At 49.2% G+C, this 16,943-nt stretch carries 16 protein-coding genes and 2 tRNA genes; 16 read left to right on the forward strand and 2 right to left on the reverse strand.

The window, feature by feature from the left end; genetic code table 11:
• From MJZ26_05310 to MJZ26_05365, 12 genes are all read left to right on the forward strand, one after another.
• Positions 1-587: MotA/TolQ/ExbB proton channel family protein (locus tag MJZ26_05310; GenBank protein MCQ2105193.1), on the forward strand; the 587-nt coding region annotated here is incomplete at its 5' end.
• A gap of 38 nt (positions 588-625) precedes the next feature.
• On the forward strand, positions 626-1,513 hold the full coding sequence (locus MJZ26_05315; protein ID MCQ2105194.1) for a biopolymer transporter ExbD: 888 nt from the start codon (positions 626-628) through the stop codon (positions 1,511-1,513).
• Between the two features lie 2 nt (positions 1,514-1,515).
• A complete protein-coding gene (locus MJZ26_05320; GenBank protein MCQ2105195.1) occupies positions 1,516-2,010 on the forward strand; it encodes a biopolymer transporter ExbD in 495 nt (164 codons plus the stop codon).
• Between the two features lie 3 nt (positions 2,011-2,013).
• Positions 2,014-2,958 carry a TonB family protein gene (locus MJZ26_05325; protein MCQ2105196.1) on the forward strand — a complete coding sequence of 315 codons (945 nt, stop codon included), beginning with the start codon at positions 2,014-2,016 and terminating at the stop codon, positions 2,956-2,958.
• 145 nt (positions 2,959-3,103) lie between these two features.
• The gene (locus MJZ26_05330; protein MCQ2105197.1) at positions 3,104-4,414 is read left to right on the forward strand and encodes a hypothetical protein; all 1,311 of its coding nucleotides are present in this window, start codon (positions 3,104-3,106) and stop codon (positions 4,412-4,414) included.
• Positions 4,415-4,481: 67 nt separating this feature from the next.
• Complete coding sequence (locus tag MJZ26_05335) at positions 4,482-4,895, forward strand: hypothetical protein (protein ID MCQ2105198.1); 414 nt, start codon at positions 4,482-4,484, stop codon at positions 4,893-4,895.
• A 70-nt stretch (positions 4,896-4,965) separates the two neighbouring features.
• Positions 4,966-5,988 (forward strand): rod shape-determining protein, encoded by a 1,023-nt coding sequence (locus tag MJZ26_05340; protein ID MCQ2105199.1) that lies wholly within the window; start codon positions 4,966-4,968, stop codon positions 5,986-5,988.
• Between the two features lie 107 nt (positions 5,989-6,095).
• Positions 6,096-6,833, forward strand: coding sequence for a rod shape-determining protein MreC (gene mreC / locus MJZ26_05345; protein ID MCQ2105200.1), 738 nt, complete (start codon positions 6,096-6,098; stop codon positions 6,831-6,833).
• On the forward strand, positions 6,826-7,320 hold the full coding sequence (mreD, locus tag MJZ26_05350; GenBank protein ID MCQ2105201.1) for a rod shape-determining protein MreD: 495 nt from the start codon (positions 6,826-6,828) through the stop codon (positions 7,318-7,320). Before mreC ends, mreD begins: the two co-directional genes overlap by 8 nt.
• Positions 7,313-9,193: a penicillin-binding protein 2 gene (gene mrdA, locus MJZ26_05355; protein ID MCQ2105202.1), complete on the forward strand. Its 1,881-nt coding sequence runs from the start codon at positions 7,313-7,315 to the stop codon at positions 9,191-9,193. The genes mreD and mrdA overlap by 8 nt, the downstream gene beginning before the upstream one ends.
• Positions 9,190-10,443: a rod shape-determining protein RodA gene (gene rodA / locus MJZ26_05360; protein ID MCQ2105203.1), complete on the forward strand. Its 1,254-nt coding sequence runs from the start codon at positions 9,190-9,192 to the stop codon at positions 10,441-10,443. The genes mrdA and rodA overlap by 4 nt, the downstream gene beginning before the upstream one ends.
• Before the next feature lie 103 nt (positions 10,444-10,546).
• The gene (locus tag MJZ26_05365) at positions 10,547-11,296 is read left to right on the forward strand and encodes a ComF family protein (protein ID MCQ2105204.1); all 750 of its coding nucleotides are present in this window, start codon (positions 10,547-10,549) and stop codon (positions 11,294-11,296) included.
• Positions 11,297-11,339: 43 nt separating this feature from the next.
• Here MJZ26_05365 and MJZ26_05370 read toward each other — a convergent pair.
• A tRNA-Ser gene (locus tag MJZ26_05370) sits at positions 11,340-11,420 on the reverse strand.
• Between the two features lie 153 nt (positions 11,421-11,573).
• Between MJZ26_05370 and MJZ26_05375 the strand changes: the two genes are divergently transcribed.
• Entirely contained in the window at positions 11,574-12,662 is a 1,089-nt protein-coding gene (locus MJZ26_05375; protein MCQ2105205.1) for an HD domain-containing protein, read from the forward strand.
• A 144-nt stretch (positions 12,663-12,806) separates the two neighbouring features.
• On the opposite strand, the gene MJZ26_05380 is transcribed toward MJZ26_05375, so the two are convergent.
• Positions 12,807-12,879 (reverse strand) — tRNA-Phe (locus tag MJZ26_05380).
• A 169-nt stretch (positions 12,880-13,048) separates the two neighbouring features.
• Here MJZ26_05380 and MJZ26_05385 point away from each other — a divergent pair.
• The 3 genes from MJZ26_05385 (at position 13,049) to MJZ26_05395 (ending at position 16,883) form a co-directional block, all read left to right on the forward strand.
• A complete protein-coding gene (locus MJZ26_05385) occupies positions 13,049-15,517 on the forward strand; it encodes a CotH kinase family protein (protein MCQ2105206.1) in 2,469 nt (822 codons plus the stop codon).
• Positions 15,518-15,588: 71 nt separating this feature from the next.
• A complete protein-coding gene (locus MJZ26_05390) occupies positions 15,589-16,323 on the forward strand; it encodes a ubiquinone/menaquinone biosynthesis methyltransferase (GenBank protein ID MCQ2105207.1) in 735 nt (244 codons plus the stop codon).
• On the forward strand, positions 16,323-16,883 hold the full coding sequence (locus tag MJZ26_05395; GenBank protein ID MCQ2105208.1) for a UbiX family flavin prenyltransferase: 561 nt from the start codon (positions 16,323-16,325) through the stop codon (positions 16,881-16,883). The genes MJZ26_05390 and MJZ26_05395 overlap by 1 nt, the downstream gene beginning before the upstream one ends.
• Positions 16,884-16,943: the final 60 nt, after the last annotated feature.

Here is a 16,943-nt window from a genome sequence, read left to right on the forward strand (position 1 = left end):
CCGATGGTTGGCAGTTCATGTGGATCATCTTGGTCGTCTTCCTGATCGGCCTTGGCTTCTCCATCGAACGCGTTGTCTACATCATTGTTAAGAGCGGCAAGGGTCGTGCAAAGTTCCTCGCTGACTTCGGTAAGCTCATCTCTTCTCAGCAGTATGACCAGGCTCTGAGCCTCGCCAACGCTACCAAGCTCCCGGTTGCTCGCGTTCTCGCTGCAATCGTTGCTGCTAAGAACGGTGGTCGTGAAACCATGTCTGCTGCTTGCGACGCAGTGTTCCTGACCGAAGCTCCCCGTCTGACTCGTTACATTTCTATCATCCAGGTTATGGCTTCCATCTCTACCTTGCTCGGTCTGATGGGTACTATTTACGGTCTGATCTTCACCTTCGACGCTGTTGCTAACAAGCCGGCTGCTGAACGTGCTAAGGCTCTTTCCGATGGTATTGCTATCGCTATGGGTACTACCCTCCTCGGCCTTCTCTCTGCAGTGCCTCTTCTGGTCATCGTTGGCCTCCTCAACATGAACTCCGAACGCCTGATCCAGGAAATGGAAGAAAAGGGCCTCAAGATCATCAACTCCTTGGCATAATTGTTTAGGTAATTACAATTAAACTGGAGTTATAAAACATGTCAAGACAACTTAAGAAACCAGCAAAGCCTGAAGAACCGGATCTGTTGCCGGCAATGGGCTTGTTTACCATCCTGATTCCTATGCTGTTGTCTATGGCTGCCTTCTCTAAGCTCGCTATCGTAGAAGTCAACCTGCCTGAACGCAGTATGATGAATATGGATAACGATACTCCTCCGGAACCGGACCAGCAGGCTCTGAACTTGTCTCTGGCTATCACTGGCGATTACCTGGTTATTGGTGCTCGTGGTGGTTTCCAGCCTAACGTCTACTTCAAGGAAATGTGGACGTTCCGTTGCAAGTCTGATGCTCAGTTGGTGACCCATGCTCCGGAAGATGTGAAGTCTGCTGTAGAAAGTGGTCATGGTCCGAAGTGCAAAGATGGCAGCGAAATGGATAAAGAGAAGTATCTTTACGAAATCGAATCCATCGAACTTTGGGCAATTAACAAGGAATCTGAAGAAGATCCGGGCCGCATCCTGTGGGCCGTCTACTCTTCTCAGGCAGAAAACGTACCGGATAGCGCATTCGTTGACGGTAACAACAGCTTCTTGATGGCTCCGGGTGAAGGCGCACTTGGCCTGACTCCGCCGCCGGCTTTGAAGAAGCCTAGCGCAGGTGCTGTTCTCGCAACTCTCACTCCGAACTCCGCTCGTACGCTGAAGCCGGAAAATGCTGCAAAGAACATTATTTACCCGCTGTCTGCCTATGACCTGATTGCTAAGGATCTTATCCAGATCCACACTCAGTTCATTGACCTTGATGACGTTGACAATATCATCATCGTTGCAAACGATGATACTCAGTTCGACAAGATCATTCAACTTATGGACCGCGCAAAAGAAGCCGGTTTCAGCAAGATCAACCTTGCTAAGCTGGGAGGTTAATCATGGCTAGAAAAAGTCGTAAATACGGTGAAGACGTCCCGTTCTCGATTACGTCCATGATGGACATGATGACCATTATTCTGGTGTTCATGATTAAGAACATGGACGCAGAAGGTCAGCTTTTGACTCAGGCTGAAAACTTGATCCTGCCGGTGTCCACTTCTCGTGTACAGCCGAAGGAAGTTTCCCTGGTCGTGGTCGTTGATAATGGTTACGTCGTGGTTGACAACGCTAAGATCGTTCCGACTGAAGATGTTTTGAAGCAGGAAGACCTCCTTGTTGCTAAGGTTGACTCTGTGCTGAAGGAACGTCGCGCTGTTGAACAGGAACACGCCCTCAAGGCTGGTCTTCCTGCCGACGAAGCCGGTCATATCGTTGTCCAAATCGACAAAAACATCCCTTACGATGCAATGTATAAGGTAATGGCTACTTGTGGCTTTGCCGGTTACACCAATATTGCATTCGCCGTAATGGAAAAGAACGGCGGGGAGGACTAATATATGGCAAAGACTAAAAAGCAAGCTCCTGCTATTGATCCGTTAGTAGCGTCCCTTATGCCGGAATCCGACAAGAAGATGGGTGCTATTGCCGGTATCTCTCTTGTGGTTGCTTTGGCAATCTGCCTTTGGGCTTCCATGTACGAACAGGTTGTGGATGAAGTCGTGTTCGATGACTCCGCAGCTGCTGATCTGACTACTTCTATGTCCATCGAAGAAAAGAAGGAAGAGAAGAAGGAAGAAAAGAAGAAGGAAGAACCCAAGAAGCCTCGTAAGAAGGCTGGTGGCGGTGGTAAGCCCCGTGGTAAGGGTCAGCCCAACGCTCCCCAGACTCGCGGTGTGCTTAAGCTCTTGACCGCTCAGACCAAGAACGCCAGTGCCGGTGCATATGACCTTATGAAGAACCAGAAGTTCTCTAAGGACATCGACAAGGTGCTGAAGGACGTGGCTGGCCTCCAGACTACAGGTAAGACTGTTCTCGGTGGTCGTCGCGGTAAGGCTGACGGTGGCTTTAACGAAGGTTACGCAGAAGGCGGTTCCGGTGGTATCGGTGACGGTCTGGCTGGCCTCCTTGGCGGTGGTGGCGGTGGTATCGCTACTAAGGCTAAGGGTTCCATCAAGACTCCGTCTGAACGCGATATCGACATGGGTGCAGGTGGCGGCTCTCGTTCCGCTGCAGACATCATGAAGGTTGTGCGTCAGCGTACTCCGGGTCTGCGTCACATCTATAACAAGTTCCTGAAGAAGAAACCGGGATTCCAGGGTAAGGTTACCTTGAAGTTCACGATCGCTCCGGGTGGCGAAGTTATCAGCATTAGCATTGCTTCCTCTACCACTGGTTACGGCGAATTTGACGGTGAAGTCAAGACCGCTGTTAGCCGCTGGAAGTTCAGCAAGGTTAAGTCCGGTAACACTACTGTGACCATTCCGTTCACCTTCTCTGAATAATTTTTCGGAAAAAGTGTAAAAAAGACCTGACTGCGAAGTCGGGTCTTTTTTTTGTATCAAAAAACGGCGAAAAGTTTAAATTTTTATTGCGTTTTTCCTTTAATAAAGCTAACTTTAAAGCAGAATTTTCAAGAGGAGTTTTAAAATGAATTTAAGAACTGCTGCTGCAGTCGGTGCCGCCTTCGGTATTCTTGGTGTCGGTTCCGCATTTGCAACTTTTGCACGTGTTGAATCCATGGGTAAGAACACTACCTATATCATGGATGACGTGAGCATTTTCGACAACCCGGCAAACGCAAGCCTCTATTCCAACTACTTGATCGGTGGTTTCGGTGCCTATACCGATAACGATCTCCAGGCTGGTGGCAACCGTGATCCGCAGCACCCGACTTTCGGTGGTATCTTCTCTCTTGGCTTCGGTGACGAAAACAATCCGGATCCCAAGTTTACCATCGGTGGTTTGTTCGGCCGTATCAACGACGACTTGGCTATGTACCTTCCCCAGAAGGTTCAGACTGGCTCTAGCACCTACGCAAACGTTCCTGAAACCGTGACCAACTTCGACGGTTTCCTGGGCGGTACTTTCTCCAGCGGTGACGCATGGGGCTTGCACATTTACATCGCTCACCAGGATGGTGGCGATCTCGATGAAAGCGGTACTTACCAGGTCGATGACGACGCCTACGCTTCTATCGTGCAGGCAGACGGTGGTCTTAACTTCCAGGTTGGTAGCGGTACCTCTTACGAACTGTCCTTGGGCCTTGCCCGTATCCAGTATGGTCCGGACCACCACAGCTTCTTCGACGATGGTGACTTTACCTACTTGGCAAAGGCTCGCGCCTTCTTCACTCTCGACGCTATCGACGGTGAATTGGTTCCGGCAGCATCTATGAAGCTCGCTCAGGCTCCTGGCATCAACGACAAGCACGCTCAGGCTGGTGTTGGTATCAACGTGGCTATGGACCGTGGCTTCTTCTGGATGGGTCTCGACTTCATTTGGAATCAGATGAAGGCTCACGATTGGTTCTATGACAAGAACGTCGATGGCGGTGCATGGGTATATGACTCTCGCAACGACGACGAAGACCGTAACTGGGATAAGCGTTCCGACATCGGTGGCAAGATCAGCTTCGGTATCGAACGTAACATCTGGTGGGACTGGTTTGTTGTCCGCGTTGGTGGTCAGAAGTCCATTCTCTACACCAGCTGCGATGTGAACTCCAAGAACAGCTACAACAGCTCTCGCTACGGCATCTGCAAGGATGACGGCAACTTCTTTACCACCAATCCTCTTGCTAACGGCACCAACGACGACCACGTAGGCTTCGGCTTTGGCGTGAACATCGAAGAAAAGCTGAAGATCGATGTGACCGTTGCTGAAGACCTTCTGTTCCGCAACCCGTTCCAGGGTGAAGGCCGTATCTTCTCTCGCTTGGATGCAACCTATTCGTTCTAATTGAGAAGCTACAGGACAACGAAAAAGGACTCGCCTAAGGGCAGTCCTTTTTTTTATTTTATGATCTATGAAAAGAATGATGTCCCTTATCTTTAATGGCCGGTCCAGTGTCTGTGGTTCAATAGCTGTTGCTGCTATCGCTTTGTTACTTTGTCTGCAAGGCTGTTCCGAATCTACGGATCGTATTGAGGCTAAGCTTTCTCCATACCTTCAGGAGGATTTGAAGTTCATGGTGGCGGAGACTATGCGCGCTTCCCACGATAGGTCTGCCTTGCTTGACACACCCTACTATCGCGTGAAAGATTTCCGACTTTTTGATGGTGCGGAAGCTCGCATTTATGCTGCCTATGCAGAAGTGGATTTCTTCATTTACAAGGATATTGCCATGCACGAGAAAAGGAAATATCGTTACGATGTAAATGCAAGACAATGGGATCGATATTTGAAAGCCTTTAAATTCGGCCGTGATACAATCCAGTAGTCCCTAGGAATTTTTCTTTTTGTCTATATTTGGGTTGGTTAGTTTCATTTTTTAAAAAAGGACACCTCTTTTGTTTGGTCTTTTTTCTTGCGATATTGGTATTGATCTGGGCACGGCTAATACTTTGGTCCATGTCGCTGGTCAGGGCATTGTAATTAACGAACCGACTGTGATTGCTGTCGATAGCAAGAACAATCGCGTTTCTGCAATCGGTTTCGAAGCTAAGAAGATGCTTGGTAGAACTCCTGGCGAAAGCCGTGCAGTTCGCCCCATGCGTGACGGTGTGATTGCCGATTTTGAACTGGTTGAAAATCTCCTCCAGACCTTTATTAAGCGTGTTCAGAAGTATCCTCTTTGGATGGTTAAGCCCCGCGTTGTCGTGGGTGTTCCTTCTGGAATTACTGAAGTGGAAAAGCGCGCTGTGATTGACGCTGCTAAGCAGGCTGGTGCAAAGGAAGTCCATCTGGTCCATGAACCTATGGCTGCCGCCGTGGGTATGGGTATCCCTGTTGAAGATCCTGTAGGTAACATGATCGTGGATATCGGTGGTGGTACTTCTGATATTGCCGTAATTGCCTTGAATGGTACCGTATGTAACGCCTCTGTACGTGTGGGCGGCGACGAAATGGACGAAGCCATTGTTCGCTACCTCCGCACCATGTACAACCTCTGCGTTGGTGAAAGCACTGCAGAACAGATTAAGATGCAGATTGGTTCCGCTAGCCCCCTGGAAGAAGAACTGACCATGGAAGTGAAGGGTCACGACTTTATCGCAGGCATGCCTCGCACCATGACCATCAATAGCGCTGAAATTCGCGAAGCTTTGAATGAACCTGTGACAGCAATCGTAGAAGCTGTAAAGCAGGCTTTGAGCATTACTCCGCCGGAACTTTCCGCAGATATCTATGACAAGGGCATCATCATGACTGGTGGTGGTTCTCAGCTCCGTGGGTTTGACGAACGTATCCGCCAGGAAACCGGTCTTTCCGTGAACGTGATTGACGAAGCTCTTATTTGCGTATGTAAGGGCGCTGCACGTATCCTGGAAGACTTGGACAAGTATCGTCCTGTGTTGATCGCATCTTCTAACTAATTACAGATTTCAAATCGATGTTTAGGGCATTTCGCTTTATTGTCGAGTTGTTTTCCCAAAGGCATGGCATTGTTGCTTTTGCCTTTTTTCTGCTTTTGGGATTGCTGATGCGACAAGCTCCGAACACCGTTCGCGAGAGTGTTGTTTCTTCTGCTCTTGGTACTGTGTTCTATCCTGTGCAATTGATTGTCTCCTCAGTGAATGCGTACCGGGCTGTTGCTGATGAAAATGAACAGCTGAAGGAAGAAAACGCAAGACTGCGTCAGGAAACGTATCATGCCAGGGAAGGATTACAGGAACTGGCCCGACTTCACACCTTGGTTCGGTTTGATGACAAGTGGGATTTCCCTATTGTCACATCTCGAGTCGTAGGACATAATCCTGGACGATTCCTTACAACGTTGGTTGTCAATCGCGGTACCCATCACGGAGTCAAGGAAGACATGCCTGTATTTTCCATGAATGGGCTTGTTGGAAAGATTTCGAAGGCAACGCTTTCGCATTCCAGAGTTCAGCTTTTGGTGGATCCTAACCTTAAGTTGTCTGTAATGGAACGCCGTACTCGTGTGGTTGGGTTCCTGGAATCCATGGACGGCAGAACTTTGTCGGCAATGGTGCCGACGCATGCTGGCGTTCGTGTGGGAGACACTCTTGTGACTTCCGGCCTTGGGGGCATTTTCCCGAAGGGCATTCCTGTTGGAACCGTTAAGGATGTGCGAAAGGCCGACCTAGATGTAATGCGTTTGATGGACGTGGAACCCTTCCAGGATTTCGCCATGTTGGAGGAAGTCTTTGTGATGGAGAAGGAGCCGGACTGGATTGTAAAGGAGTTGCTGAATGAATAATTTTGGTTGGCTCAAGGTTTTGATCCTTTTTGTGATTTCCTTTGCCTTGCAGGTGACTGTGGCTGACTGGTTGCAGATCTTTGGTATTGGTCCTGACATTGTCGTTATTTTTATTGTAGCCGTAGCAATTAAGTACGGTCCTGCAGCAGGTTGCCTTTGGGGCTTTGTTGCTGGATTCTCCCAGGATGTGTACGCTCCTGTAGAGTGGCTTGGCGCAAATACCATTGCCATGACGGTACTTGGCTTTGCTGTTGGACAACTTGAAGAAAGATTCCTTACCTTGAATATGCCTGCAAAGGTTGGGGTGCTGGGGCTTGGCTTCTTTGTCTGCGATATGGTTTATTTTGGCGTTACAGGACTTTCCAAGGAAATTGTCACGAATCTGTTCCTGACCAAGAGTGTTCCCGAATGCATTTACACCATGTTTATTGGTGCCATCGTTTTTTATCTGGACTCGGGATCCGTAAAAAAGAAGAAGCATGTCTAAGGGATCTGTAGATAGCGAAATTTTGCAGAATCGAAATTGGAACATCCTCATCTACATGATGGGGGTTGTTGTCTTGTTCGGCATCCTTTTGTTTAGACTCTTTTCGCTGCAGTACACTCACTACGACGAAAACTTGCAACGTTCCGATAACAACCGTATCCGCAAGGTGGAACTGGTTGCGGAACGAGGCTACATCTATGATCGCAATGGTGAAGTCCTTGTTCGCAATAGGCCTTCTTACCAGATTGCAATCCGTTCTACCAGCTTGCCTCGAAAAAAGGAGCTGAGGGATTCCGTTTTCAATAGGCTTCTCGGCATCCGCAACAAGTCCGGTGAGCGAATGTTTGACTCGCTTTCGTTGGATACGGCCTTCCAGCGTTCCCGTTGGATCAAGACTCGTCCTATCCGATTGATGGAAGATGCTTCTGCAGAGCAGGTTGCCATTATTGAGGAACATTCGTCCGAACTCCCTGGTGTTGAGACCTTGATTGAATCTCGACGTGAATATCCCTATGGAACACTGGCGTCTCACGTTCTGGGCTACACCAGTGAAATTTCTGAAGAGCAATTGAAGTTGCCGGAATACGAAGGCTATTCCCAGGGCGACCGCATTGGTCAAAAGGGCTTGGAGCAAGGCTACGACAAGGAGTTCCGTGGTGTTAACGGAATGAAGCTTGTGGAAGTGAACGCCTCCGGCCGTGAAATGGGGCAGGTGGCTGGAGTGGAGGGTACGCCTCCGGTTCCGGGTCTTCATCTGGTTTCTACACTTGATCTTCGCCTGCAGAAAGTTGCTGAAGAGGCTATCCCTGATAGTGCCAAGGGCGCCCTCGTAGCTTTGGATCCTCGTACAGGTGAAATCCTGGCGATGGTAAGTTCTCCTAGACTGGACCCGAACATCTTCTCGCTGAAGCGTCGTGAACGAAATAAGGGCTGGGCGCATGTGGCCCTGGATTCCATGCGTCCTCTTACTAACCGCGCCATTTCTGGAACCTATCCGCCGGCATCCGTGTTCAAGCTGGTTACAGCAGGCGCAGGTTTGGAAAATGGAGTCCTGTCTGAAAGCAAGTACTATCCGAAGTCTTGTACAGGCGGCTACCAGTATGGTGCGCGCTATCAGAAATGCTGGGGTACCCATGGAAATTTGAATGTGGTTCATGCGATTCGACTTTCCTGCGATGTGTTTTTCTATCAGGCCGGTCTTGATATTGACATGGCTCGTATCAACGAATTTGGCCGTCGTTTTGGTCTTGGTGAGAAGCCTCTTGGTGTTGACATTCCTGGTGAAAAGGCCGGGTGGCTTCCCGATTCTGTTTCGTTCAATGAAAAGAATAAGCGCCTTGGCTGGCGCTGGGCTCGCGGTTTGATTCTGAACCTTTCCATTGGTCAGGGGCAGATTGTAACGCCTTTGCAGCAGGCGGTTCTGGTTGGCTCGCTGGCGACGAACGAAGGCGTGTATAGGCCCCACTTCATGAAGGAACTTCGCGATGACAGCGGTAAGGTTGTTCGCCGTTATGAACCGGAGATTGTCCGCTCTGGAAAGATGAAGCCTTACACCCACCGCATTATCTTGAGTGCAATGGATTCCGTGGTGAACCATCCGGGTGGAACCGGTAAGCGCGGGGCTCTTCCGAATATTCGTGTTGGTGCGAAGACAGGTTCCGGCGAATGGAAGAAGGGAGAGAAAACCCATGCATGGTATGCAGCTGTGGCTCCTCTGTATGACCCGCAGATTGCGGTGGCTGTGATTATGGAAGCCGCCGGTGGTGGCGGTGCTGTATCAGGACCTATCGCCAAGAAGGTGATGACTGCCTTCTTCGAGAACAAGGCCGCAGACGAGGAACGCATGAACGCCTCCAAGGAGGAAGAACGATGAATTCCGGGAAACTCCTGAATAATCCGTTGAAGTTTGACTGGTTCTTTATTGTGCTGGTACTCGCCTTGATGTCTTGTGGTATTGCCTTGGTATATTCTGCCACGGTGGCCGAGGATGTTGCCTTGACGGATAAGTTCTGGTTCAAGCAGATTTCCTATTTCCTGTTTGGATCGTTGCTTGCTGCAGCGCTTGTGTTTGTTCGAATTGATTGGTTGAAACGTATTGCGGTGCCGTTTTACGGATTGGCCTTGGTTCTTCTTTTCATTGTGCTGTTCCTGGCAGGAGATGTTGTAAAGGGCGCAGGAAGATGGATTGACCTTGGTGTTTTCAAGTTACAGCCGTCGGAGTTTGCGAAGATTGCGTACCTGCTTATTATTTCCTACTGGCTTTCGAAACATCCCGTGAGTCTTCATAAGGTCAAGACGTTCGTTGTACCGTTCTTGCTGTTCATTGTTCCCTTTGGCCTTGTTTTGAAACAGCCCGACTTGAGTACGGCTCTTGTGTTCATCGCTGTGACCATGGTAGGATTCTTTTTTGCTGGACTAACCTTGATGGACATGTTCCTGATTGTGAGTCCGGTTCTTTCGGTATTGCTGTCCCACTCCCAGGAAGTTGTATTCGAGGCGTTGTGGGGGCTCTTGATTTGTGCAGTTGTTTTTGTACTGATTCGTAGAAAATTACCGAAGATTCTTTCTGGAATTTTCCTCTTTGCCAACATCCTGGCTGGGTATGCTAGTTCCATGGTCTGGAATATGCTGGAACCTCACCAGCAGAAACGTGTGAATACGTTCCTCGATCCCATGAGCGATCCTCTTGGGGATGGATATCAGGTGCTGCAGTCCATGACGGCCATCGGCAGTGGCGGTCTTACAGGGAAGGGCTTTGGTAACGGTACTCAGACGAACCTGGCTTTCTTGCCTGAAGAACATACGGACTTTATTTTTAGTGTGCTGGGAGAACAGTTTGGCTTTGCCGGTTGTGCGGTGGTACTTGTTCTTTATGCCTTGTTCCTTTGGCGCGCGACTTCAATTTGCAAGCAGACTTCCGATCCCTTTGTGACAATCATGGTCATGGGGGCATCGACAATCTTCCTTTTCCATATATTGGTGAATGTGGCGATGACCATTGGGCTTATGCCTGTGACTGGCTTGCCTCTTCCGTTCCTTTCCTATGGTGGTTCCTTTGCACTAACTTGCATGGTGCTTGTTGGTTTGCTGCTTAGCCTTCGATTCCAGGCGAGCCGTCGATAGACGGTTCGCGGACGGTAAACGAAATATTTCAGAAAAAGTAACGACGTTTGTCATGAAAAAAACGTGTCTATAAGTAGGCGCGTTTTTTTTGTTGGAGAATTCTATGGAACGTCGAGAAGTTTATCGTGGGTTCACGAAGATGGTTGGACATGTTGGCGGCTTTGTGTTTGGATCTGAATGTCTTGGGTGCGGTGGTGCATCCGAGGTCCTGGATCCCTGGCTTTGCCCATCATGCGAAAAGGAATTGGGAAATTTGGCAAAGGCCTGTGTTTTTCCTAAGGATGACGTGATGAGCCTCTTTCCTATGCGCCCGTTGACACGGAGAATGATACATGCCCTTAAGTACGGGCGTATTCCCGGTATGGCGACCTATCTTGTAAAGCATTCCTCGGCGGGACCTCTAGGGATGGTTGGACGGGAATTGCAAATGCTGCCCGCGCCTCTCTTTTTTGTTCCTGTTCCTATTCACCGAGCCAGGTTTAGAGAACGAGGCTATAACCAAGCCGAGAAAATTGCCGCTGCGCTGGCGCTGGTATCTGGTGGGAAGGTGTGCCGATGGCTTAAGAGGAAAAAATTTGTTGTTTCTCAGACAAAATTGTCCAAGGAGGCCAGAGAGAGCAATGTGGCGGGAGCGTTTGAGGCTAGTCTTCCGAGAACGATGCCCAGTCGAGGAACGGTCATTGTGGTAGATGATGTCTACACCACCGGTGCGACCACGTCTGCTTGCCTTGGCGCCTTTGGCCGGGATTTTCCATTGGCTGTGAAGGTGTGCACCTTGCTTTATGATGAACCTGCTACCGCGGCCGCTGATTTTGCCGCAGATTTACAGGCGGACTGGGATTCCATAAGGTAGGTGAAATAAAAAAACTGCAGCCGGTGGGCTGCAGCCTTGCAAGCGGAGGAAGAGGGACTCGAACCCCCAAGCCTTACGGCGGCGGTTTTCAAGACCGCTGACTTACCAATTAGCCTATTCCTCCGGGAGGTTCAACAAGGATAGAAAAATTTGCCCTTTTTCGTCAACTTGAAGAACTGCGGGGATGTCTTTTAACTATAATTTTCAATGTATGATGGATAATAACACAACCACACAGTCTGAATCCCAAAGAATTCTCGAGCTTCTTTTCACGAAGATGCCGGAAATTGCAGCTGAACGTAATATGGACAGCTTGCTTATACTAATGGCAGACTTGGGACGCTCCATTGTGTCTGCTGACCGTTGCTCCCTTTGGCTATTGGATGAAGATGGCGGCGAACTTTGGACAAAAGTTGCCCATGGAGTCAAGGAACTCCGTGTTCCCTCCAATGCCGGGTTCGTCGGTTATTCTGCCAAGACCGGCGAGGATCTTCTGATTGAGGATGCGTACTTGGATGCTAGGTTTGACCGCCGAAGCGACGAGAAGACCAAGTATAGGACGGCCTCTGTAATGACAGTGCCTCTGATGAATTCCCAGGGCAAGGTGATGGGTGTGTACCAGGCAATCAACAAGGTCGGTGAAGAAAAGGTGTTCTCCAAGGTTGACTTGGAACGTCTGCACCTGACTGCAGTCTATTCTGCGAAGACGGTTGAGTCTGCCATGCTTACCTCTGAACTGGAGAAAACCCAGAAGGAAATTATTCACATTCTGGGTGAAGCTTCTGAATGCCGTAGTCCTGAGACTGGCGGACACATTCAGCGTGTGGCGGAGATTTCTGCGAAGCTGGCCGAGTTCCTTGGTCTTTCTCCTGAGGAAGTGGACAAGATTCGTCTTGCTGCTCCTATGCATGACCTGGGCAAGGTTGGTATTCCTGATTCTGTGTTGAACAAGCCGGGTAAGCTGACTGATGCGGAATATGCCCACATGAAGACCCATTCTGAACTTGGCTACAACATGCTGTGCAAGTCTAAGCGCGAACTTCTTCGTTTCGCTGCTAACGTGGCTCGATCCCACCATGAACGTTGGGATGGTCGTGGATATCCTCTAGGCTTGAAGGGCGCAGAGATTCCCTTGGCAGGCCGTATCTGCGCTGTGGCGGATGTGCTTGACGCTTTGTCCAGCCCTCGTTGCTATAAGGCTCCCTGGCCCGAGGAGAAGGTTCAGGAAGAGTTTAGGAAAGTTAGAGGAACCCAGTTCGATCCGACCATCGTGGATGTTCTGATTGAACATTGGGACGACATCTATGCCTGCTACAGGAATTCGCCTCACGAAGGTGACGATTCCACAGGCGAAAGCAGGCGATAGTTTGCCGATAGAATTGTTAGGAAGAGCGGGGTTCGAGCCTCGCTCTTTTTTTTGCTCAAAGTAAGTTGCCTTGTGAGTTTGTTCCAAACGTGTCGGATGAATTGCAAAACAAAAAACCTCCGATTTTACTCGGAGGTTTTTTCGTGGCACCGGTCAGAGTTGAACTGACGACACGCGGATTTTCAGTCCGCTGCTCTACCAACTGAGCTACAGCGCCGAAATGGTAGACCAAATATAGTATGCTATGTGAGGTTTGTCAAGGGTAAATAGAATATTACTGATGTTTTTTCCTTTTTCCCGAATAATCTTCTAAATTTAGGAGTAGGGTGATGAAATCGAATGCCGGAAGTGGGATGCTTTTGGCTTAATTGCATTTAGGAAAAAACATGGATTTTTCTAGGAATTGTGGTAAAATTGTAGCCCTTGGCTGTTTTGGTGTGGCTTTGGCCGGGCTTGTTGCATGTTCTGATGAGAGCACATCCTCTAACGAAAGTCGAGAACCGATTATAGTTATTGACCCTGAGACGGGTGATACCAGCACCGTGATTATCAATCCTGAGACTGGTGATTCCATGAAGGTTGAAAGCGCTGATACCATTCGCGTTATCGATCCTATTACTGGTGATACCATCCGCACAATTGATACCGTCTTCGTTCCGGCTGATACGACTATCCATTGGGTTGGTAATTCCTCCTTGATTATTACTGAAATCTCCCCGGTGAATTTGAACTGGATGGATGATCAGGGCAGCGACCCGGGTTGGGTTGAAATTTACAATGCTGGTAACGAATCAGCCAACCTTAACGGCTATGCCCTTGTTGAAAACTTGAATAGCGCCCGTAAGTGGGTCTTTGGAGATGTTCCTCTGCCGCCGAAGACTTTCACTACCGTATTCTGCGATAAGAAGAATTTGGTCAAGGCTCCTGCTGATACGGAACTTGGCAAGGGTCGTCCTCATACCAACTGGAAGTTGGAAAAGGATGGTGGTTCCGTTTATCTCGTGGACAAGTACTATGCCATCCGCGACTCGGTGCATTACCCGGAACTTTCCTCTGGCATGAGCTGGGGTATTCTTGACGGTGGCGTGTGGAAGTATTTTGATACACCTACTCCGGAAAAGCCCAATACTGATCAGCCGGCATACGATGGCCTGGTTCCTGAATTCAGTTTCAATGGTGCACAGGGCGGTTTCTATAACAGTGATGTAACCTTGAATCCTCCTCAACTGTCTGACGGTATGAAGATCCGTTGTACCCAGAATGGCTCTGCCCCTACCAAGGATTCTCAGGAATTCAACCAGCCTATCGTTATCAGCAACAATACTGTTCTTCGCTGCGCAGCCTACAAGGATGGACTGCTGACAAAGAAAGTCGTGACCAATACCTATTTCATTGGCGAACAGGTCAACATGCCTGTCGTAGCCGTGTCTGTTGACTCTGCTTTCTTCAAGAACAACTACTTGACTCACCTGAGCTGCCAGGATCCCAAGACCTGCCCGTCTGGCTTGATGGCCGATGTGGAATATCCTGTTCATGTGGAATACTTCGCTGAAGGTAGCAAGAGCAAGGAAAAAACTTGGGAAATCGATGCAGGTATTTCCTTGATGGGTAACTGGAGCCGTGTTCAGGATAAGAAGACTGTCGCTATCGTTATGCGCGAGGAATACGAAGATGGTTGGCTCCATTATTCCCTCTTCGAAACCCGCAAGAGTGAAAAGGACAAGTACAAGGCTTTCAACCTCCGCAACAATGGTAACCGCTTTGTGAGCGACTACATTGAAGATGCTGTGGGTGGCGCTATCCTTGAAGGCAGTGGCGTTGACTATCAGCGTAGCCGTCAGGTTGTGGTGTTCTATAACGGAAAGTACTACGGCATTCACGATATGCGTGAACGTTACAACAAGAGCTACGTGGAATCCAATTACGGTATTGACGCAAGCACTGTGAACTTCATCAAGCATCTTGGCCGCGAAGTGTCTGCAAGCAACGGTACCGTGGACAACTACCTGGGCACCTTGGAATTTATCAGCGGTGGCGACATGACCAATCCTGATAACTACGCCATGGCCAAGACTCTTATCGACATGGGCAATTATGCTGACTACATGGCTACAGAAATCTTTAGCCACAATGGTGACTGGCCTGCTAATAACGTCCGTGCCTGGAGAACTCCGGAACAGCCGTGGAAGTTCATGGTCTACGACCTTGACCATGGTTATGGCTGGCAGTGGGGCACCGAAGGCTTTAGCGACCATACCAACATGTTTACCTGGATTAAGCAGGGTGGTACAAGCACCGCAAAGTGCCACAACAACAAGGATGTTCTTTGCTTCCACAACCTGTACGTAAGTTTGAGCAAGAACAAGGACTTCCAGCGTCTCTTTGTGAACCGTTCTGCAGTGATGCTTCAGAACTACCTGAATGGTTCCATGGTAGAAAAGGTTGTTGACGCCATGGTTGCCACCATGGATCCTGCGGAAATGGAACGAGATACTGAAAAGTTCCATCAGCCGGATAAGTACTATCCGGATGGCTTCAGCAAGACCGGTTCTGTGATCAAGGCTTGGGCTAAGGATCGTGATGCTGTGGTGAAGAGCGAATATATCAAGGAATTCGGCCTTTCTGGCGAAATCACCGTTTCTATCGGATCCTCTGGTAAAGGCGCTGTCTTGATGGAAGGTATGAAGCTTCCTGGCAATCCGTACCAGGGTAAGTTCTTCGGCGGTGTTCAGATGGAATTGACTGCTGTTCCTGATGCAGGGTCTGTATTTGCCGGTTGGTCTGACGGCGCTACCGAAAATCCCCATATCATTACTCCTGCGGATGGCATGACCATTACCGCAAGCTTCAAGTAATAGAGCTTGAATGTGTTTTAAGAAGCGCGGGCGTAAATGCCCGCGCTTTTTTCTTTGATGGTGGGACTTGCGTGGGCTTAATTTCTAACTTTGATGGTATGGTAAGTTCTCGAAAGAATCCCGAAGATAAAAGCTATGTCCGAGCCATGTTCGATGAAATTTCCGGCCGGTACGACTTTTTGAATCACACCCTCAGCTGTTTTCAGGATATTCGCTGGAGACGGGCCTGCTGCCGCGAGCTGAAGCGCTTGAAACCGGGAAGGCGACTGCTGGACCTGTGTGGCGGTACGGGAGATTTTGCTGTAACTTACGAGAAGTTTAATGGCGTCCAGGATGTAGCCGTACTGGGAGATTTTTCCTTCGGTATGCTGAAAGGTGCCGAGGGAAAGAAAACTTCTGCGGTTCCCGTTCAGTTGGATGCTATGAAGATGCCCTTTGGCGATGCCGCCTTTGACGTGGTGCTGAATGGCTTTGGCATGAGGAACTTGCCCAACGTCGAAGCTGGCCTTAAGGAATCTGCCAGGGTGTTGAGTAACGGTGGCTACCTGCAGGTGCTGGAATTTTTCTCCCCGAGAAACGTCTTCAATAAATTTTTCTACAAGGTGTTGGCTCCGATGTTTATTCCTGTAATGGGAGCCTTGTTCAGCAAGCATGATGCCTACGAATACCTTGTGAATTCCGTACTGCATTTCTTGCCTGTAGACGAATTTGTGAAGCTTGCCGAGAAGAATGGCTTTGAACTGGTGCATGTAAAGCCTTGCTTTTGGGGCGTAGCTTATCGTGTGCTTTTAAGGAAGGTGGGCTAGTGGGTCGCTATATCCTGGGAGTGACGGGTGCCAGTGGGGCAGTGTACGCCACACGCACGGCAATGTACCTGAAGCGCATGGGACATGGTGTTACCGCTGTTGTTTCTGGGCCCGGTCGCGAGGTTGTCGCCTACGAAGGTCAGGAATCCTTTTACGATTATTGCGATGACCTTCCTAACGTAGAAGACTTCTTTGCTGAATGTGCTAGCGGAAGTGCCGACTATGCGGGGATGGCCGTAGTGCCCTGTTCCATGGGAACTCTTGGCAGAATGGCTGCCGGCACGGCGGACAATCTGTTGATTCGTTCTGCTGATGTGTGTCTTAAGGAACGCCGCCCCCTGGTAATTGTTCCTAGGGAGATGCCATACAATTTGATTCATCTTGAAAACATGGAACGTTTGACCCGGGCTGGAGCCGTGGTGATTCCTGCGTCGCCTCAGTTCTACAGCAAGCCGGCAACTATCGAAGCGCTTGTGGATACCGTAGTGGTAAAAGTCCTGAAGCACTTGGGAGTGCCTGCTGAAAAGTTGAGTGATATAATTAAACCTTGGGGCAAGTGAACAATTAACAGTTAACAATGAAGAATGAAGAATGAAGAATGAAGAATGAAGAATGTTCGT

The sequence above is a fragment of the Fibrobacter sp. genome (genome assembly GCA_024398965.1).
Taxonomy (GTDB): domain Bacteria; phylum Fibrobacterota; class Fibrobacteria; order Fibrobacterales; family Fibrobacteraceae; genus Fibrobacter.